Source organism: Streptomyces sp. NPDC002825 (assembly GCF_040295385.1).
Taxonomy (GTDB): domain Bacteria; phylum Actinomycetota; class Actinomycetes; order Streptomycetales; family Streptomycetaceae; genus Streptomyces.
In genome coordinates this window covers 105,142-124,660 of record NZ_JBEOVH010000016.1, presented here as the reverse complement: position 1 = coordinate 124,660, position 19,519 = coordinate 105,142, and the positions used below count along the sequence as shown (strand labels likewise).

Sequence of the window (19,519 nt, the reverse complement as noted above, 5' to 3'; positions counted from 1 at the left end):
TTGAGGGAAGACGGTGGAGTCATAGCCCCCGAGGAACAGGAGACCCTCCATGAACGCCGTCGCCCGCCCCGACGCCCGCCCCGACCTCCACCGCCCCGGCGTCGGCGCCGTCCTGGCCAGCACCTGGCGGGTCGCCACCCCCGAGCGGCAGCGGGCCGCCGTCGAGGCCATCCGCAAGGCCTGGGAGAGCCGGGAATGGCCCGACCTGGGGCTGCTCTCGTACAGCGTCTACATCGGCACGGACGGGGACACGCTGCTGCACTACTCCCAGTGGACGGCCCCGGAGGCCTACGACGACTTCGTCCGCACCCACCGCGACGACCGGAACGCCGAGATCGACGCCGCCGTCCCCGGCATCGAGCGGGTGGAGCTGCGCCGCTACGCGCCCCCGCTCCGCTCCGCCGTCCTCGACGAGGAGAGCGCCGGGGCACTGCCCGGGGCGGTCGCGGTCGTCGAGGTCGACTTCGACGGGCCGGACGCGGAGCGGCAGGAGGCCTGGGTGGAGGCCGTGTGCACCGCCATGGCCGACGACGCGGGGAAGCGGGCGGCGCACGGCGGGATCGCCGCGCACTTCCACCGGTCCCTCGACGGCACCCGCGTCCTGAACCTCGCCGAGTGGGAGACCGAGCGGGCCCGCAGCGAGTGGCAGGCGGATTCCGCCCCGCTCGGCGCGGCCTGGAAGCGGGTGCACGCGTACCCGGGGCTCGTCGGCAGCCGGGTGCGGAGGTACACGCCCGCGCTGAGTCTCGACGCGGGCGTGTGACCGTATTCCTCGATGCTTCCCGCTACGGGCGGAAGCGCAGGACCTGCGGGTCGTGGTCGCTGTTCTGGTCCGCGAACTCCGCGTTGACGTGCACGGAGTCGTACTCGAAGTGGTGGACGCCCGGGCTGGTCAGGATCTGGTCGAGGACCTGGCTGTTGCCCTGGTACACGTACGAGTAGCGCTCGCTCTCCGGCAGCGACGTGATGGCCGGGTACAGCGCGCCGCCGTCGGTCATCGCCTCCGTCGTCCCGGAGAACTCGAAGTCGTTCATGTCGCCGACGACGAGCACGTCCGCCTGCTTGTCGACGGCCTCGATCTCCTTGACGAAGGCGTTGACGGCCTGCGCCTGGAGCAGCCGCTTGGCCTCGGAGGAACGGTTCGGCGGCTGGTGGTGCGAGACGATCGACTCGTCGCCGCCCTTGGAGGTGAGGTGGTTGGCGATCACGAAGACCGTGCGGCCGCGGAAGACGAACTCGCCCGCGAGCGGCTTGCGGCTGGCCTCCCAGGCGGCGTTCGACGGGTCGATGCGGCCGGGGGAGAGGGTCAGCGCGGCGTGGCCCTTGGTGCCCGTCACGGCGGTGGCGGTGGTCGCGTCGCCGCCCGCGCGGTCCGTGAAGGAGACCCGCTCCGGGTTGAAGAGGAAGACCTGACGGATATTGCCGCCGGGCTCGCCGCCGTCCTTGCCGTTCACCGGGTCGATCGAGCGCCACTCGTACGCGGGTCCGCCGGCCGCCACGATCGCGTCCGTGAACTTCTTGACCGTCGCGTCGGCGGCGACGGTGCCGTCGTTCTTGGCGCCGTTGTTGTCCTGGATCTCCTCCAGGGCGACGATGTCGGGCGAGGCGAGGTTCTCGACGACGGCCTTCGCGAGCGCGTCGAACTTCTCCTGCGGGTCGGTCGGGTCGAGGTTCTCGACGTTGTACGTCGCCACGGCCAGTTCGTTCTTGTGCTGCTTGTCCGTGGTCTCGCGCTCCAGGCCGTTGTCCTCCACGGTGCCCAGGGTGCGCGCGGTCAGCGTGTAGCCGCCGAACTGGTTGAAGTCGAGCGGGCCCTCGGTGGTGCCGGTCAGCCGGTCGCCCACGTTGGCCTTGGGGAACGGCTGCTGGGCCAGCGGGGTCAGCGACTGGATCTGCAGCCGGCCGGTGTTCTGGGACTCGTACGAGCCGTAGACCGTGCCGCCGCGCTCGTTGTCGTTCTCCCAGGGCTTCACCGTCACCCAGAGCTCCGCGTACGGGTCGGTGGCGCCGACCACCCGCGAGGAGTCGATCCGGACGTTGGTGCCCTCCAGGGACTCGTAGTAGTCCAGGGCGTACGTCTCGGGGTCCAGCGTCAGGCCGTTGATCGAGCCGCCCGCGGCCGGGTCGCCCTCGGGGGCGTACTCGTCCGGGACCGACCAGGCGGAGATGGTCACGGGGGCCGGGACCGGGTTGCCCTTCGAGAGGACGGTGACGACGGGCTTGGAGATCTGGGTGAGGGACTGGTTGCCCGAGTTCAGGCCGCCGGGGACGTACTCGGTGACCGTGCCGTTCAGGCTGACCGCGTCGCCGACCGCGACGGTCGGGACGGAGCTCGTGAAGACGAAGATGCCCTCGCTGGTGGCCGCGTCGTCGTCGGCCTGCGGGTCCTGGATCCAGAATCCGCGCGAGCCGTAGGTGCGGACGCCGGTGACGATGCCCGTGACGCCCGTGACCTGCTTGCCGACGAGGGGGGAGACGCGCGTCGAGCCCTGGATGTCGTGGATGCGGACGCCGGCGGCGGTGGTCTCCGCGGCAGCGCTCTCCGTGGCGGCGATCTCCGCAGCGGCGCTCGACGGACCCGCGAGCAGGCCGGCGGCGAGGGCGGAGGCGACGACGGCGGAGACCGCGGCGAATCTCGGTATGGAGGAAGACATCAGAGGCTCCGAGGGTGCTTGGAGGAACGGCAGATGGATCTACGCGCGTCAATCTCTTGTGCGGGCAGTGCACTTGTCAAGAGTCGACGGGTGTACGAAGGCTGACGGATCCGTGAACCGGCGGACGGGGCCCCGGATGCGTCTACCCTGAGGACCGCGCTACGAGCCGCTTCACCTTTACCCACCCCACCCCGTACGCGTCGAGGAGACCCCCCAGATGTCAGAGCACCCCACCCTTCCCCCCGTTCGGCTGCGTGCGGACGCGGAGCTGGCGCGGGACGCCCTGGCCGCCCCCCTCCTCGCCCAGGCCGTACGGCTCGCCCGCTGGGCCGGCCCCGAGACCCGGGTCGACGCGGGCGGCGAACTCGTCGACGAGCAACTCCCCGAGGCCGCCGAGATCCTGGGCCTCGCGGACGACGAGGACGGCGAGATCTGGGCCGGCGACGCCTGGCGGCTCGCCGTCGACACCGGGCTCGTCGCCGTCGAGGACGGAGAGGCCGCGGAGGGTGCCGAGGACGCCGACCTGCCCGGTCGGGCCGGGCCCGGCGACAACCTCGCCCTGGTCACGGGCGGTTCGCCGCAGGACGTCCTCGGGCTGTGGCTCGACGGCTTCGACGTCGTCTTCGCCGACGCCGTCGCGCCCGTCCTCGACGACCTGGACGCGATCGTCGGCGAGGACGGCGAGATCGACATCGAGGCGCTCGACTGGGACCCCGAGGCGGAGGCCGAGTTCCTGGAAGGCGTCCTCGGCAACCTCTACCTGCTGACCGTCAGCGAGGGCGGCGCCGGCGAAGGCCCCGTACCCCTGCCCGCCCTCGCCGCGTCGATGGTCGTCCCCGACGACATGGGGGAGCCCACCGACGACGTCCTGGAGCAGGTCTCGGACGCGATGATGCGGCTCGACGAGCAGTTCCGGCTGCTCGAACCCATCGGGCTCGTCGAGTACCAGCCCGTCGACGAGGCCCTCATGGCCGAGGAGGGCGAGGAGCCCGCGCCGCCCGTCGACGACGAGGACGTCAGCCGCTACGGCATGGTCCGGCTCACCCCGCTCGGGCTCTACGGCGTCCGCGCCCGGATGCTGGAGGCCGGCGTGGACGCGCCCGCCGTCGGCGACCTGACGGACAAGGGCGCCGACGTCCTCCTCGACGGGATCGCCGGCTACCCGGCCGCCGCGGCCCGCGAGGAGACCGCCGCGTGGCTCGCCGGCCGCGACGCGCTCGACGCGGCCCGCGAGCTGCTGCACGCCGCGCGGGGCGCCGACGCGGGCTCCCCGCTGCGCCGCCTCCACTGCCAGCAGACGCTGTCCCTGGTGGGCGCCGAGGCCGAGCCCGCCGTCCGCGAGGTCCTCGACGACGCGGAACTCGGCGGCCTCGCCCGGGTCTGGCTCGCGGAGCGCGGCGCGGCGGACGTGCCCGCGCCGCCGGAGTCGATGATCTTCTGGCTGGCCATCGACACGATCGCGGCCCAGCTCGACTCGGACGGGGACCTGGAGGAGCTCCAGGAGCTGATCGAGGGCCTGACCGGCCGCCACAGCGGCTTCTTCGAGGCGGCCTGGCGGGTGGAACACCCGGCGACGGCCGAGGTCCTGGAGGCGATGGGGCGCCTGCACCGCGACAAGACGGCGGCGAAGGAGGCCCGCAAGGCGGCCTTCAAGGCGCGGTCCCGCTCGGGCTCGCCGAACGCCTGACGACGAGGGCGCCGACCCCGGCCTCGGCGCCGACCCCGGCCTCGGTGCCGACCCCGGCCTCGGCGCCGGGGCCGGGCCGCGGTGCGGCGCCCCGGGCGGGACCCGGGGTACGTCCGGGTGGGCTCGGGGGCGTTCGGGTGTGATGCCGGGGGCGGGCTCGGGGTCGCCGCCGTGCGATGCCCGGAGCGGGAGGCTCGGGGGCGTCCGGGTGCGGTGCCCGGAGCCGGGCTCGGGGTCGCCGCGGTGGGATGCCCGGTGGTGTTCCCGTGGTGTTCAGGCGGTGTTCTCGGGGGCGCGGCAGGGTGGCCCGCGAGAATCGGCCGTCACAGGGAGAACCCACCACCATGCCGCTCAACCGCAGAGAGTTCACCAAGCAGTCCGCCGTCGCCGGTGCCGGCCTCGCCCTCACCGGGGTCGTCGGAGCTCTCGCCACCGCCCCCGAGGCGCTCGCCTCCGACGAGCCGGAGGCGTTCGGGGCCGGTCACGGGCACGGCCACGAGCTCGGGTACGGGCCGCTCGTCGCCGACCCCGACGGGGTGCTCGCCCTGCCCGAGGGGTTCTCGTACCGCGTCGTCACCCACAGCGGCGTGACCCGCCTGGAGTCCGGTGAGTTCACGCCCTCGAACCACGACGGCACCGCCGCCTTCGCCGGCCCGCGCGGCACCACGTACCTGGTCAACAACCACGAGCTCAAGGGCCCCCGCAGCAAGTGGGCCCACCCCGTCCCGCTCACCGAGGGCCTCGTCTACGACCCGGCCGCGGCCGGCGGCTGCACCGTCGTCGAGGTGCACCGGGACGGCACCGTCGCCGAGTGGGTCGGCGTCGCCGGCACCTCCACCAACTGCGCCGGCGGCCGCACCGCCTGGGGCACCTGGCTGACCGGCGAGGAGACCGAGGACCTGGCCGGCAAGAACGGCATGACCAAGGACCACGGCTACATCTTCGAGGTCGACCCGCGCGACGTCCGCGCCAACCTCGACCCGAAGCCGGTCAAGGCCTTCGGCCGGTACGCCCACGAGGCCGTCGTGATCGACCCCAAGCACGGCCACGCCTACCTCACCGAGGACGCCTCCGGCCCCAACGGGCTGCTCTTCCGCTGGGTGCCGCCGCAGGACTTCGAGCACGGCCGCGGCAAGCTCCGCACCCTCGCCGACGACGCCGGCGTCCTCCAGGCCTTCAAGTGCATCGACTCATCGGGCCGCTTCGTCGACGACCTGTCCCGCGCCACCCGGATCGGCACCGTCTACGGCGTCGACTGGGTCGACGTCCCCGACCGCGACGCCCGCACCACCTCCGTCCGCAAGCAGTTCACGGACGGCCAGGTCACCCGCGCCCGCAAGCTGGAGGGCATGTGGTGGGCCGACGGCGGCGCCTACGTCGTCTCCTCCTACGCGCGCGAGGAGAGCCCCGGCGCCGCGCACGACGGCCAGGTCTGGTTCTACGACCCGAAGCGCCGCACCCTCACCCTCAAGGTGCTCCTCGGGGTGAACACGGCCCCGGACCAGGACGGCGCCTTCGACGGCCCCGACAACATCACCGTCTCCCCGTACGGCGGGCTCGTCATCGCCGAGGACGGCGAGGGCGTCCAGCACCTCTTCGGCGCGACCGACTCGGGCCGCACCTACCCGATCGCCCGCAACGACCTCAACGACAGCGAGTTCACCGGCGTCGTCTTCTCGCCCGACGGCGACACGCTGTTCGCCAACATCCAGGACCCGGGCATCATGCTCGCGATCACCGGCCCCTGGCGCCGCCAGCCCCGCCGCTGACGCGGTCGACGCGGTCGACGCGGTCGACCGCGTCGAGGCCTTGAGGTCTCGCGGCCGAAACTGATCTCTGGTCAGCTCCATGGACTGACATCTAACATGTCAGTCCATGGACGCACTGCGGCCCGTGGGCCGGACCCTGCTGCGTGACCGGGCGTACGAGGCGCTGCGCGAGGCCATCGTGCGCGGCGAGCTCGCGCCCGGCGCCTCGCTGAAGGACGCCGATCTCGCCGACCGCCTCGGGCTCTCGCGCGCACCCGTGCGCGAGGCCCTGGCCCGGCTCGGCGACGAGGGGCTCGTCGAGTCCAAGCCCCAGAGCTACACCCGGGTCACCCGGCCGGTCAGCCGGGTCGTCCGGGACGCCGCCTCGGTGGTACGGGTGATGCACGAGCTCACCGCGAGGACCGGCGTCCCGCTGCTCGGCGCCGAGGGCATCCGGGCGATGCGCGAGGCCAACGAGCGCTTCGCCGCGGCCGTCAGCGCCTCCGACGTCGAGGCCGCGCTCCGCGCCGACGACGAGCTCCACCAGGTCCTCGTCGTCGCCAGCGGCAACCACGCCGCCGCCGCCACGATCGCGCGCTACACCCCCCTGATCCGCCGCGTCGAGCGGCGTCTCTTCGGCGACGCCGGGAGCTGCGGATCGGCCGAACTGCACGCCCGGCTCATCGACGCGTGCGCGGCGGGTGACGCGGAGGCGGCGGTGCGGGTCACCACGGAGATCTGGGCCGCCCTGGAGCAACTCGCGGACGACGCCATCGAGGTGGCGGAGGTCACCGGCATCCCCGCGCCCGTCCCCGTACCGGAAGGGCTCGCTCCGCAGGGCGTCCCCGTATCGGAGGAGCCCGCTCCGCAGGGCGCTCCCGTGTCGCCGGAGCCCGCCTCGTAAGGCCGTACGCGTCCAGGACCGTCGACCAGCCGCCGTCACCCACCGGGAGCCGCCTTGCCGATCACCGACTTCGACCGCTACCCGCTCCTCTTCGGGCCCTCCCCGGTCCACCCGCTCGAACGGCTCTCCCACCACCTCGGCGGCGCCGCCCTCTGGGCCAAGCGCGAGGACTGCAACTCCGGCGTCGCGTACGGCGGGAACAAGACCCGCAAGCTGGAGTACCTGGTCGCCGACGCCCTCGCCCAGGGCTGCGACACCCTCGTCTCCATCGGCGGCGTGCAGTCCAACCACACCCGCCAGGTCGCCGCCGTCGCCGCCCGCGCGGGCCTCCGTTGCGTCCTCGTCCAGGAGAGCTGGGTCGACTGGCCCGACTCCGTCTACGACAAGGTCGGCAACATCCTGATCAGCCGCCTCGCGGGCGCCGATGTGCGCCTGGTGAAGGCCGGGTTCGGCATCGGCTTCAAGGAGAGCTGGGAGCAGGCCCTGCGGGAGGTCGAGGAGAGCGGCGGGAAGCCGTACGCGATCCCGGCGGGCGCCTCCGACCACCGGCTCGGCGGCCTCGGCTTCGCGAACTGGGCGTACGAGGTGGCAGAGCAGGAGCGGGAGCTCGGCGTCTTCTTCGACACGGTCGTCGTCTGCTCGGTGACCGGCTCCACCCAGGCCGGCATGGTCGCGGGCTTCGCCGCGCTCGCCGAGGAGGGCGGCCCGGCCCGCCGGATCATCGGGATCGACGCCTCGGCGAAGCCCGTACCGACGCATGAGCAGATCACCCGGATCGCCCGGGACACCGCCGCCCTCATCGGTGTCGAGCGCGAGGTGACGGCGGCCGACGTCGAGCTGGACGAGCGCTACCACGCGGGCGTGTACGGCGTCCCGGACGAGACGACCCTCGACGCGATGCGGCTGGCCGCCCGCACCGAGGGCATGGTCACCGACCCCGTCTACGAGGGGAAGTCGATGGCGGGTCTGGTCGATCTGGTGGGCCGGGGAGAGATCGGCCGGGACTCGACCGTGCTCTACGCCCACCTCGGCGGCCAGCCCGCCCTCAACGCGTACAGCGCGCTGTTCTGACGGGGGAGACCCGGCCGCTCAGAGCGCCTGGGCGGCCGGCTTCACCATGCCCCGGACGGTCCGCGACTTCACGAACTCGCCCATCGCCGTCATCTCCCACTCGCCGGAGAACTGCTTGATCAGCTTGGCCATCATCACGCCGGTCTGCGGCTCGGCGGAGGTGAGGTCGAAGCGGACCAGCTCCTCGCCCGTCGCCGCGTCGATCAGTCGGCAGTAGGCCTTGGCGACCTCGGTGAACTTCTGGCCGGAGAAGGAGTTGACCGTGAAGACCAGGCCGGTGGCGTCGGCGGGGAGACGGCCGAGGTCGACCGTGATCACCTCGTCGTCGCCGGCGCCCTCGCCGGTGAGGTTGTCGCCGGAGTGCTTGACCGAGCCGCCCAGGATGGTCAGCTTGCCGAAGTAGCAGCTGTCCAGGTGGTTGCGCTGCGGGCCGTACGCGATGACCGAGGCGTCCAGGTCGATGTCCTTGCCCCGGTAGGCGGGCTCCCAGCCGAGGCCCATCCTGACCTGGGAGAGCAGCGGGCGGCCGCCCTTGACCAGGGACACCGTCTGGTTCTTCTGGAGGCTGACCCGGCCCTTGTCGAGGTTGATCTTGCCCGTGGAGACGGGGCCTGCGGCAGGGGCGGCGGCCGGGGCGGGCGGCGCCTGGGCCGCGATGCGCGGGTCCACCGGGGCGGCGGCGGGCGGCGCGGGCGGCACCGGCGGGGCGACGGGGGCCGGGGCGACCGGGGCGACGGGGGCCGGCGCCGGTGCGGCGGCCGGCTCGTCGTCGACCGAGACGCCGAAGTCGGTCGCGATGCCGGCGAGCCCGTTCGCGTACCCCTGGCCCACCGCACGGGCCTTCCACGCGCCGTTGCGCAGATAGATCTCGACGACCACGAGCGCCGTCTCCGTGGCCAGCTGCGGCGGCGTGAACGTGGCGATCACGGTGCCGTCGTCCGCGTTCCGGATGGTGGCCGTGGGCTCGATGCCCTGGAAGGTCTGGCCGGCGGCGTCAGGGCTGGCCGTGACGACGATCCGCTCGATGCCGGCGGGGAGGGCGCCGGTGTCCACCAGGATCGCGTCGGGCGCGGCCCCGCCGCCGGAGCGGTAGGTGACACCGGGCCCGGCCGGCTGGTTGTAGAAGATGAAGTCGTCGTCCGAGCGCACCTTGCCGTTGGCGCCGAGCAGCAGGCCCGAGACGTCGAGCCGCACCGGGGCGGCCACGTCCACCGCCACGCGCGCGGCGGTGAGAGGGATGTTCGAGCCGGGGGTCATAGCGGTCATGCCAGGGCTAACGATCCGGCCTCCTTTGCCGTTCCCTTACCGGCGAACCGTTCGGCCACCCTGGTGACGGGGGTGCTTGCGGCCGTTTCCGGTCAGATCCGTCATATGAATATTCTTTCGATCCATGGGGAGTGTGGGGGCCGCGCGCGGCGCGGGTGCTGTGGGCGGGAGCTCGTTCCGGACGGACGACGTGGACGAGGCGCGCGAGGAGCTCGACGCGCGCTACTACGCCAACCGCATGGCCGTCGTCGAGCGGGAGAAGCGCCCCTTCGCGGCCCGCTTCGACACCGTGTCGTTCGGGCCGCTGGTCATCGGCGACCTCAGCTGCGGCGCCGATGTGCGGATGACCTTCGGCGAGCTCGGCGCGTACCACCTGAACGCGCCGCTCAGCGGAACGATGGAGATACGCCAGGGCGGCAGCTCCCCGATCGTCGCGACGTCCACCGAGGCGGTGCTCCTCGACCCCGCCGGTGACACCGTCCTCGACCGCTGGAGCGGGGACTGCCGGAGCCTCTCCGTGAAGATCGGGGCGACCGAGCTGCGCGACCGCCTCGAACAGCTGACGGGCCGGACACCGCGCGGCGCGCTCGTCTTCGCGCCCCACCTGGACATCACCCGCGGGCCCGGCCTGAGCTGGGTGCGCTTCGCCCGCCAGGTCGCCGCCGAGGCGCTCGCCGGGGAGGGACTCGCCACGCACGAGCTGGTCGCGAGGCCCCTCCAGGAGGCACTGCTCAACGGGCTGCTCCTGGCCGCCGAGCACCCCTGGCGCGAGGAGCTCGCCCACCCGGGCGGGGCGCGGCGCCCCGCCCCGGTCAAGCGTGCGATGGACGCGGTGCGGGAGCGCCCCGAGCACCCCTTCACCACCACCGAACTCGCCTCCCTGGCCCGGGTGAGCGTCCGCCGCCTCCAGGAGTCCTTCCGGGAGTACGTGGGGATGTCGCCGATGGCGTACGTGCGGGAGGTCCGGCTCGACCGGGTCCGCGAGGAGCTGCGGGCGGCCGCGCCGGACGAGGTGAGCGTGAGCGAGGTGGCCTGGCGCTGGGGCTTCGCCCACCAGGGGCGGTTCGCGGCCCGCTACCGGGAGAAGTTCGGCGAGTCGCCGTCCGGGACGCTCCGGACGGGCGTTTGACCTGGAACGGCAAGCGGGCGCCCGCCCGGGAACGGAGGCGGGCACACCACCGGGAGGGGCGCAGGGGGCGCATCCGTGCCTGCTCCTTTGCACCAACCCACCGCGCAATCCGGACAGCTGCCGCGTTCCGCGGCTCGCGATGATCTTCGGCCGCGCCTACGGTGAGCTGGTCACGTGCGCCGAGGCGCACCGAGACCCGGGCCCCGGCCGGCTCCCCCGTATCAGTCCGGCCGGGTCCTGCGTACCCCCTGCGGTTCTTTCGGCGCAGTTCTTTCAGTGCGGCCAGCGGGGCGGGTTCACGCAGAAGTGGCCGCCCAGGTGGAGGTCGTCCGCGCTGCCCTCCTCCGGGAGCCCCTTCTCGGCGATCAGCTTCTCCGCGTACGCCTCCGAGTCGTCCTCCGGCGCGTAGCCCAGCGCGCGTGCCGCGGAGAGGTCCCACCACGCGCGCGTGTTGGCGGAGGAGCCGTACACGACCGTGTGGCCCACGTCCTCGGCGGTGAGGGCGGCGTGCAGGAGACGGGCGCAGTCGGCGGGGCTGAGCCACAACGAGAGCATCCGTACCGAGGTGGGCTCCGGGAAGCAGGAGCCGATGCGCAGGGAGACCGTCTCGACCCCGTGCAGGTCCCAGTAGAGCTGGGCCAGGTCCTCGCCGAAGCACTTGGAGAGGCCGTAGAAGGTGTCGGGCCGGTGCGGGGTGTCGACCGGGATCAGCGGCTCGCCCTCGCGCGGGCGCCGGGTGAAGCCGACCGCGTGGTTGCTGGAGGCGAAGACCACGCGCCGGACGCCCTCCTCGCGGGCGGCCTCGTAGAGGTGGTGCATGCCGGTGATGTTGGCGGCCACGATCTTCTCGAAGTCGGCCTCGAGGGAGATGCCCGCCAGGTGCACGATCGCGTCGACGCCCCGGACGGCCTCGCGCAGCGCCGCGCGGTCCGCGAGGTCGGCGACGATCGCGTCCGGAGCGCCGGAGACGGGGGCGACGTCGAGGAGGCGGAGCTCGTAGCCGTACGGGGGCAGCAGCTCCCGCATCAGCGTGCCGATGCCTCCGGCGGCGCCGGTGAGCAGGACGGTGCGGGGTGCGGTCATGGAGCGGTCTCCTCCGTCGAGTGCCATTGGCTTGAGCGGCGTTCACAACCGTGGACACGCTAGGAAGGCGTCCGACGGAGCGTCAAGATCCTTGGCGGAGCCACCCAATCGCCTTGACCGGCCGATCGGGGCTGCTCTAGCGTGCGTGAGGTCAGGGTTCATGTATATGGATGATAGTCATAAATGTGCACGCCGGACTTCCCTGGGAGCGCCCGTGACCACTGCCCCGCTCGCCGACCGCCTGGACGGCCTGCTGTTCTTCCCCGTCACCGCCTTCGCACCCGACGGCTCCGTCGACCTCGACACCTTCCGCGCCCACGTCCGCGCCGGCGTCGACGCGGGCGCCGCGGCCGTCTTCGCCTGCTGCGGCACCGGCGAGTTCCACGCGCTCGCCCCCGAGGAGTTCCGGGACTGCGTCGCGGCCGCCGTCGAGGAGACCGCGGGCCGCGTCCCCGTCGTCGCCGGCGCCGGCTACGGCACCGCCCTCGCCGTCCGGTACGCGCGCCTCGCCGAGGAGGCCGGCGCCGACGGGCTCCTCGCCATGCCCCCGTACCTCGTCGTCGCCGACCAGGCCGGGCTCCTCCGCCACTACACCGAACTCGCCGCCGCCACCTCGCTCGACGTCATCGTCTACCAGCGGGACAACGCGATCCTCACCCCCGACACGGCCGTCGCCCTCGCCCGCACCGACGGCATCATCGGCCTCAAGGACGGCCTCGGCGACCTCGGCCTCATGCAGCGGATCGTCAGCGCAGTCCGTAGCGAAGGGCTCGACCTGCTGTACTTCAACGGCCTGCCGACCGCCGAACTCACCGGAGCCGCCTACCGGGGCATCGGCGTGACCCTCTACTCCTCCGCCGTCTTCTGCTTCGCCCCCGAACTCGCCCTCGCCTACCACCGCGCCCTCGCCTCCGGCGACGACCCCACCGTCGACCGGCTCGTCGACGACTTCTACCGGCCGCTCGCCGAACTCCGCGCCCAGGGCAGGGGATACGCGGTCTCGCTCGTCAAGGCGGCGGTACGGATGGAGGGCCTCGACGTCGGGCCGGTGCGGCCCCCGCTCAGCGAGCCCGCCCCCGAGCACCTCGACGCGCTCGCCCGGCTCGTCGAGCGCGGCCGGGCCCTGGTGAAGGAGCTCGGAGCGTGAGAGCGGGCGCGGGGGGTTCGGGAAGCACGAGCCCTGGGGGCGCGGGGAGTCCGGGGAGCGCGAGCCCTCGGGGTGCGGGGAGGACGGGCGTCCCCTCGCGGAGCCGCCCGGGTCCCGCCGCCTTCCGTCCCCGCCCCTGAGCCGTCACACCAGGCGGCCGTCCCGCGCCACCACCCGTCCCGCGCGGACCACCAGGTCACGGCGGGGCAGGTCCACCACCGCCTGCGGCAGGCACTCGCCCTCGACGAGCATGAAGTCGGCGGGGGAGCCCGGCCGCAGGTCCGCCTTCGGCAGACCGAGCAGCTCCGCGCCCCCGTCGGCGGCGAGCCGGAAGCAGCCCTCAAGCTCCTCGTCGAGCCGCGCGTCCAGGGCCCAGGCGGCGAGCCAGGCGCGGTGCAGCATGTCCGCGTTGCCGAACGGGCTCCAGCTGTCCCTGACGCCGTCCGAGCCCAGACCCACCTTCACCCCGCGCTCGGCGAGCCGCCGGAACGGCAGGATCGTCGTCACGGACAGCGCGACCGTGGTGAGCGCGATCCCCGCCTCCGCGAGCAGGTCCGCCGTCTCGTCGAGCTCCGCCCCGGAGAGACCGGCGACGGCGAAGGCGTGCGCCACGCTCACCCGGCCCTGGAGGCCGAGGGCCCTGGTCCTGGCGGCGATGTCCCGCAGCGGCGCGAGGCCCTGCTCGCCCCGGTCGTGGAGGTGGATGTCGAGCCCGAGCCCGTGCTTCTCGGCCAGCCCGAAGACCGTGCCGAGCTGGTCGCCCGCCAGGCCGCCCTCCGTGTCGAAACCGGCCGGGTCGATGCCGCCGATGTGGCTGACGAGCCCGCTCGCCGCGGCCTCCGCCAGGAGTTCGGCCACCCCGGGGGTCCGGACCACCCCGTGCTGCGGGAAGGCGACCAGCTCCACGTCGACGATCCCGGCGAGCTTCCGGGCCGCGTCGGCGACGCCCTCGATCCCGGAGAGCCCGTACGCCGGGGCCACGTCCGCGTGGGCCCGCATCGCCCGGGTGCCCTGGGCCGCGGCGTGCGACATCAGGCGCAGGGCGCGCTCGGCGACCGGGGTCGGCAGGGCGCGGGCCAGCTCCACGTCGCCGGCGACGTACTCGGCGATGCCGTGGGCCGGCCGGCGGGTGTGCCAGGGCTCGCCCCAGGAGGTCTTGTCGGGGTGGATGTGGGCGTCGACCAGGGTCGGCAGGGCGAGGCGGCCCCGGCCGTCGATGCGGTCGACCTCGGCGCCTTCCGGGAGCTCCGTCGTGAGCAGGCCGTTCACGGCGATCAGGTCCTGGGGCGGGGCGCCGAGGGGGCGGACGTTGTGGAAGAGGGTGGCGGTGGGCATGCGGGCTCCTTGGGCGCGGTACCGGGGCGGTGCGGTCCATTTGGTATACCAGTTGCCCCGCGCGGGGAGCCTGCCGCCGTGGTGGTGCGGGTTCAGGAGCGGGAGCCTCTGGCGCCGGCATGGGCGCCGTTCCGTTGTGCCCACCTCCCCCAAGCTCTCGGCTTCGCTCGAGCAGGGGGGACCCCATCGCCCCTTGCGGAACGCATGCCCACAACGGGGGGCTCACCAGGCCAGGTCCTCCAGGGCGTCCAGGTCCGGGATCGCCGGTGCCTGGGGTTCGTCGTTCGTGCCTACGCGGAGTTCCGCCCAGATCGTCTTGCCGCGGCGGGCGTAGCGCGTGCCCCAGCGTTCCGCGTACTGGGCGACCAGATAGAGGCCCCGGCCGCCCTCGTCCGTCGTCGCCGCGTGCCGCAGGTGCGGCGAGGTGCTGCTGCCGTCCGAGACCTCGCAGATCAGCGTCCGGTCGTGGAGGAGCCGTACGCGCACCGGGTCCGCCCCGTACCGCACCGCGTTCGTGATCAGTTCGCTGAGGATCAGCTCCGCCGTGAACGCGAGCCCGTCGAGCCCCCACTCCGACAGCTTCGCCGCCGCCGCGTTCCGTACCGGCGACACCGCCGACGGATCCCGGGCCACCTCCCACTCGGCGATCCGGTTCCGGTCGAGCAGCCGGGTCTCCGCCACGAGCAGCGCGATGTCGTCGCGCGGGGTCGGCGAGAGGAGCGTCGCGAGCACGTCCGCGCAGGTCTGCTCCGGGGACCGGTCCGGCTGGGCGAGCGTGGAGCGCAGCAGCGCGAGACCCGTGTCGATGTCCCGACCGTGGTCCTCCAGCAGGCCGTCCGTGAACAGGACCAGCTTGCTGCCCTCCGGCAGCCACAGCTCCGTCGACTCGAAGGGCACGTCGCCCAGGCCGAGCCCCAGCGGCAGCCCCGGCGACAGCTCGGGGAAGCGCACCTGCCCCTCGGGGGTGACCAGCGCAGGACCGGGGTGCCCCGCGCTCGCCACCTGGCAGAGACCGGACGCAGGGTCGTAGATCGCGTACAGACAGGTCGCGCCGGTGATGCCCTCGTCGCGCCGCCGCACCTCGCCGGCCGCGCCCTCGGTGTCGCCGTTCTCGATCCGGCCCGTCAGTTCGTCCAGGTGGCCGAGCAGTTCGTCCGGCGGCACGTCCAGGGTCGAGAAATTGTGCACCGCCGTCCGCAGCCGACCCATGGTCGCCGCCGCGTGCAGCCCGTGCCCCACCACGTCCCCGACCACGAGCGCCACCCGTGCCCCCGGCAGCGGGATCACGTCGAACCAGTCGCCGCCGACCCCGGCCTTCGCCGGCAGATAGCGGTACGCCACCTGCACCGCGCTCTGCTCCGGCAGCACCCGCGGCAGCAGGCTCCGCTGGAGCGTCACCGCCATCGCGTGCTCCCGGGTGAACCGGCGCGCGTTGTCGATCGCGACCGCCGCCCGCGCCGCCAGCTCCTCCGCGAACGACAGGTCCTCCTCCCCGAACGGCTCCGGGGTGTCCGCCCGCCAGAAGTTGGCCATCCCGAGGACCACCCCACGGGCCAGCAGCGGCACCGTGAGCAGCGAGTGCATCCCGTACGCCAGGGCCTGCGCCGCCCCCTCCGGATCCTGCGCCCGCCAGCCCTCCGCCGCCGCCAGCTCCGGCTCCACCAGCGCGTGCCCCGCGCCCAGGGCCTTCGCCATCGGCGTGCTGCGGACGTCGAAGCGGACGGTGTCCCCGACCGGCTGGAGCGGCTGGTCGGGCCGCAGCCCGCTCAGCGCCGTCCGCCGCATCTCCGTGGACGTGGCCGCGGCCTCCGGCGGCTCCTCCCCGCGCAGCACCGGTTCGAGCAGCTCCACCGTCGCGAAGTCCGCGAACCGTGGCACCGCCACCTCCGCCAGCTCCTCCGCCGTCCGTACGACCTCCAGCGTGGTCCCGATCCGCACCCCCGCCTCGTACAGCAGCTGGAGCCGGCCCCGGGCCACCGCCGCCCGGCCCGTCACGGCCGCCAGCTCGGTGGTGTCCCGCATCGTCATCACGCACCCGGACTCCGCACCGTGCGGCAGCGTGGGCCGCACGCTCACCGCGAGCAGCCGGTCGCCCGCCCGGTGCACCTCGTCCGTCGCCGAACGCCCCGACTCCAGGAGCTCCACCGTCCGCGGGTCCAGGCCGAGTTCCGAGACGTGCCGCCGCTCCGCCTCCGCCGTCAGACCGAGCAGCCGGCGCGCCTCGTCGTTGGCGAGCAGCAGCCGGTGGTCGGCGTCCACGATCAGGACCCCTTCCCGGACCGCGTGCAGCACCGCCTCGTGGTGCTCCTTCATCCGGGTCATCTCCGCCGGCCCGAGACCGTGGGTCTGCCGCCGCAGCCGCCGGCTCACCAGGGCCGCACCGCCCACGGCCGCCGCGAGCGCGCCGCCCGCCACGCCGATCAGCAGCGGCAGGCGCCCCTGCACCGCGTGCGAGATGCTCTCCACCTCGATGCCGCTGCTGACCATGCCGACGAGCCGGCCCCGGTCGTCGAAGACCGGGACCACCGCCCGTACGGCGTCGTTCGGCGCACCGTGGAAGAGCTCCGTGAACGACTCGCCGTCCACCGTCGCCCGCGAGAGGTCCCCGGTCGCCTTCTGGCCGATCAGCTCCGGCTCCGAGTCCGTGTACCGCACCCCGGAGGGGCTCAGGACCGCGATGAAGTCCACGCCCGTGGCCCGCCTGGTCGCCTCCGCCCTGCTCTGGAGCTGCGCGGTCGGATCGGACGAGGTCAGGGCGTCGTCGACGCCGGGCGCGTGGGCGAAGGACTCCGCGACCGCGAGCGAACGGATCCGGGCGTCCCGCTCGGTGTCGTTGCGCGCCTGGAAGAACGTCACGAACACGGCCGCCGCGATCACCAGGAGCGCGATCAGCGCCTCCAGGGCGAACACCTGCCCGGCGACGCTCTTCAGCCCCGCCCCCGCACGCTGCCGCAGCCCCTTTCCCTGCGCCTGGTGCCGCCCCCTGCCCCGCTCGCGCGCCGTCATTCCGTACTCCGGGCGATCAGGAGCGCCACGTCGTCCGGCGCGCCCGGCCGGCGCAGCGCCCGGAGGAGCCGGTCGCAGGTCTCCTCGAGGGGCCCGCGCTCCTCGTCGAGGAGGCGTACGAGCAGGGCGAGCCGCTCGTCGATCGACTCCGTGCGGGTCTCGATCAGACCGTCCGTGTACAGCACGAGGAGGTCCCCGGGCCGGAACGGCACCCGGGCCGTCCGGAAGATGCCGCCCCCGACCCCCAGCGGCACCCCCGTGGACAGCCGCACCAGCTCGGCCGGTCCGTCCGCGGGGACCCGGACCGGGGGCAGATGTCCGGCGTTCGCGATCCGGCACCGCTGCCGCACCGGGTCGTGCACCGCGAACAGACACGTCGCGATGTAGTGCTCAAGACCCGCCGTGATCCGGTCCAGATGCCGCAGGACCTGCGCCGGGGACAGATCGAGGTCCGCGAACGCGCAGGTCGCCGTCCGCAGCCGGCCCATCGTCGCCGCCGCGTCGATCCCACTGCCCATCACGTCCCCGACGACCAGCGCCGTCTTGTCGTCGGGCAGCGCGATCACGTCGTACCAGTCGCCGCCGACCTCGCTCGACGCGTGCGCCGGCTGGTAGCGGGCCGCGACCTCCAGGCCCGCCCGCGGCGGGGGAGACCCCGGCAGCAGGCTGCGCTGGAGCGTCACCGCCGAGTTCCGCACGCTCTGGTACCAGCGGGCGTTGTCGATGCTGACGGCCGCGCGGGCCGCCAGCTCCGTCGCCAGCAGGACGTCGTCGCCGTCGAAGGGCAACGCGTTGCGGTCCCGCTTGAGGTCGAGCGCGCCCAGCACCTCGCCGCGCGCGATCAGCGGCACCGCCAGGTACGAGTGGACCCCCGCGCGCGCGAGGAGCTCCGCGGCCTCGGGGCTCCGGGCGATCCGCGACAGGTCGCCGGGGCCCACGTGCTCCACCAGGACCGGCAGACCGGTGTGCACGCACCGGGTGACCAGCCGGTCCGCGCCGTACATCGCGACCTCCCCCGGAGGGTCCGCCGCCGGCAGCGCGTCCGTACGGCCCTCGGCCTTCACCGCGAGCGCCCGGAACAGCTCGGGACCCTCCTCGGGCGCGCCCGGCCGGCGCAGCGCCAGGACGGAGTCGAGGACGTCGACGGCGGCGATGTCCGCGAGCGCCGGCACCACCACCGAGGCCAGCTCGTCGGCCGTCCGCTCCACCTCCAGGGTCGTGCCCACCCGGGCCGAGGCGTCCGCGATCAGTGCGAGCCGCCGCCGGGACCGGTCGGCGTCCGCGTCCGCCCGGTGGCGCTCGGTCACGTCGATCACCGAGGCCGCGACGCCCTGGACGCGGCCGTCCGCCCCCTCCAGACGGTAGAAGGAGAGCGACCAGTTGTGCTCGTGCTCCGGATCCGCCGGGGTCCTGCCCACCGCGGGGTGGTCGAGCACCGGCGTCCCCGTGGCCAGCACCCCACGCAGCGCCGCCTCCAGGGCCTCGGCGTCCACCTTCGGCAGCATGTCGGCGATCCGCCGGCCGAGGTGCTCCGACGCCGGGATGCCGTTGATCTTCTCCAGGGCGGGGTTCACCAGGACGTAGCGCAGCTCCGTGTCGAGTACGGCGAGACCGATCGGCGACTGGGAGACCAGCCGGTCGGAGAGCGCGAGCTCGGTCTCGATCCGCTCGACGGCGGAGGCGTCGGCCGCGATCCCCAGGGCGTACAGGTCGCCCAGGTCGTCGGTGAGCCGCATGTTCCGGAACTCCACCCGGCGGACGGAACCGTCCTTGTGCCGTACGGGGAAGGTGCCGGCCCAGGCCGGGCCGCCGCGCAGCACCTCGCCGAAGAGGCGCTTCGCCTCCTCGCGGTGCTCCTCGCCGACGATCAGCCGGGCCACGTAGCGGCCGAGGGCCTCGTCGGCGCGGAAACCGAAGAGGCTCTCCGCCTGGGGGCTCCACAGCACGATGCGGCCGCGGGCGTCCACGACGACGGCGGCGACGCCGAGCACGTCGAGGAGTCCCTTGCCGCCCAGGGGCACGCCGACCCGCCCCGCGGTCCCCGGGAACGAACCGGCCGTCACACTGCCCTCCTCCCGCCGCGCCGCGAGCCTGCTTCCATGCTCCCCGCCCACCGCCCGCCCCGCACCGCGAGCCCACCCGCCCGTCGTGGGCATGCGTTCCGCGGGGCGATGCCCACCCCCCCGTTGTGGGCATGCGTTCCGCCGGGGCGGTGCCCACCCGCAACCGGACGGCGCCCACGCCCGTTGTGGGCATGCGTTCCGCCGGGGCGATGGGGGTCCCCCCTGCTCGAGCGAAGCCGAGAGCTTGGGGGAGGGTGGGCACAACGGAACGGCGCCCTTGCCGGCGCCAGAGGCATACGAGCCTGAACCCGCACCCCGTGTGCAGTGCACTGGTGGTGCGGGCCAGGGCGCGGAACGCGGAGGCGCCGCGAGAGGGCGCCGTCCCGTGTGCCCACCCGTCCCGCCCCAGCGGGACGATTGCCCACG

Annotated in this window: 12 protein-coding genes and 1 pseudogene; 7 read left to right on the top strand and 6 right to left on the bottom strand. The window is 73.8% G+C overall.

Annotated features, from left to right (window positions below; all coding sequences use genetic code 11):
• The first annotated feature begins 49 nt into the window (after nt 1-49).
• A complete protein-coding gene (locus tag ABT041_RS21630; RefSeq protein ID WP_351186771.1) occupies nt 50-763 on the top strand; it encodes an antibiotic biosynthesis monooxygenase in 714 nt (237 codons plus the stop codon).
• Between the two features lie 22 nt (nt 764-785).
• On the opposite strand, the gene ABT041_RS21625 is transcribed toward ABT041_RS21630, so the two are convergent.
• Entirely contained in the window at nt 786-2,654 is a 1,869-nt protein-coding gene (locus tag ABT041_RS21625; RefSeq protein ID WP_351186769.1) for a DUF8508 domain-containing protein, read from the bottom strand.
• 217 nt (nt 2,655-2,871) lie between these two features.
• Between ABT041_RS21625 and ABT041_RS21620 the strand changes: the two genes are divergently transcribed.
• The 4 genes and pseudogenes from ABT041_RS21620 (at nt 2,872) to ABT041_RS21605 (ending at nt 8,064) form a co-directional block, all read left to right on the top strand.
• Nucleotides 2,872-4,341, top strand: a complete 1,470-nt coding sequence (locus tag ABT041_RS21620; RefSeq protein ID WP_351186767.1) for a hypothetical protein — start codon at nt 2,872-2,874, stop codon at nt 4,339-4,341.
• Between the two features lie 344 nt (nt 4,342-4,685).
• The gene (locus ABT041_RS21615; protein WP_351186765.1) at nt 4,686-6,110 is read left to right on the top strand and encodes an alkaline phosphatase PhoX; all 1,425 of its coding nucleotides are present in this window, start codon (nt 4,686-4,688) and stop codon (nt 6,108-6,110) included.
• Between the two features lie 106 nt (nt 6,111-6,216).
• Nucleotides 6,217-6,855: pseudogene (locus ABT041_RS21610) on the top strand (GntR family transcriptional regulator); the annotation flags it as partial.
• Nucleotides 6,856-7,047: 192 nt separating this feature from the next.
• Nucleotides 7,048-8,064 carry a 1-aminocyclopropane-1-carboxylate deaminase gene (locus ABT041_RS21605; protein ID WP_351186763.1) on the top strand — a complete coding sequence of 339 codons (1,017 nt, stop codon included), beginning with the start codon at nt 7,048-7,050 and terminating at the stop codon, nt 8,062-8,064.
• A gap of 18 nt (nt 8,065-8,082) precedes the next feature.
• Here ABT041_RS21605 and ABT041_RS21600 read toward each other — a convergent pair whose 3' ends face one another.
• Entirely contained in the window at nt 8,083-9,330 is a 1,248-nt protein-coding gene (locus tag ABT041_RS21600; RefSeq protein WP_351186761.1) for a TerD family protein, read from the bottom strand.
• A 124-nt stretch (nt 9,331-9,454) separates the two neighbouring features.
• Here ABT041_RS21600 and ABT041_RS21595 point away from each other — a divergent pair, with 124 nt between their 5' ends.
• Nucleotides 9,455-10,459, top strand: a complete 1,005-nt coding sequence (locus tag ABT041_RS21595) for an AraC family transcriptional regulator (protein WP_351186759.1) — start codon at nt 9,455-9,457, stop codon at nt 10,457-10,459.
• A gap of 273 nt (nt 10,460-10,732) precedes the next feature.
• On the opposite strand, the gene ABT041_RS21590 is transcribed toward ABT041_RS21595, so the two are convergent.
• Entirely contained in the window at nt 10,733-11,542 is an 810-nt protein-coding gene (locus ABT041_RS21590; protein ID WP_351186757.1) for an NAD-dependent epimerase/dehydratase family protein, read from the bottom strand.
• A 214-nt stretch (nt 11,543-11,756) separates the two neighbouring features.
• On the opposite strand from ABT041_RS21590, the gene ABT041_RS21585 reads away from it, so the two are divergent.
• Nucleotides 11,757-12,689: a 5-dehydro-4-deoxyglucarate dehydratase gene (locus ABT041_RS21585; RefSeq protein WP_351186756.1), complete on the top strand. Its 933-nt coding sequence runs from the start codon at nt 11,757-11,759 to the stop codon at nt 12,687-12,689.
• A 144-nt stretch (nt 12,690-12,833) separates the two neighbouring features.
• Here ABT041_RS21585 and ABT041_RS21580 read toward each other — a convergent pair whose 3' ends face one another.
• The 3 genes from ABT041_RS21580 to ABT041_RS21570 form a co-directional block, all read right to left on the bottom strand.
• On the bottom strand, nt 12,834-14,024 hold the full coding sequence (locus ABT041_RS21580) for an amidohydrolase (RefSeq protein ID WP_351186754.1): 1,191 nt from the start codon (nt 14,022-14,024) through the stop codon (nt 12,834-12,836).
• 222 nt (nt 14,025-14,246) lie between these two features.
• The gene (locus ABT041_RS21575) at nt 14,247-17,030 is read right to left on the bottom strand and encodes a SpoIIE family protein phosphatase (RefSeq protein ID WP_351186752.1); all 2,784 of its coding nucleotides are present in this window, start codon (nt 17,028-17,030) and stop codon (nt 14,247-14,249) included.
• On the bottom strand, nt 17,027-19,093 hold the full coding sequence (locus tag ABT041_RS21570) for a SpoIIE family protein phosphatase (RefSeq protein ID WP_351186750.1): 2,067 nt from the start codon (nt 19,091-19,093) through the stop codon (nt 17,027-17,029). The genes ABT041_RS21575 and ABT041_RS21570 overlap by 4 nt, the downstream gene beginning before the upstream one ends.
• Between the last annotated feature and the right edge of the window lie 426 nt (nt 19,094-19,519).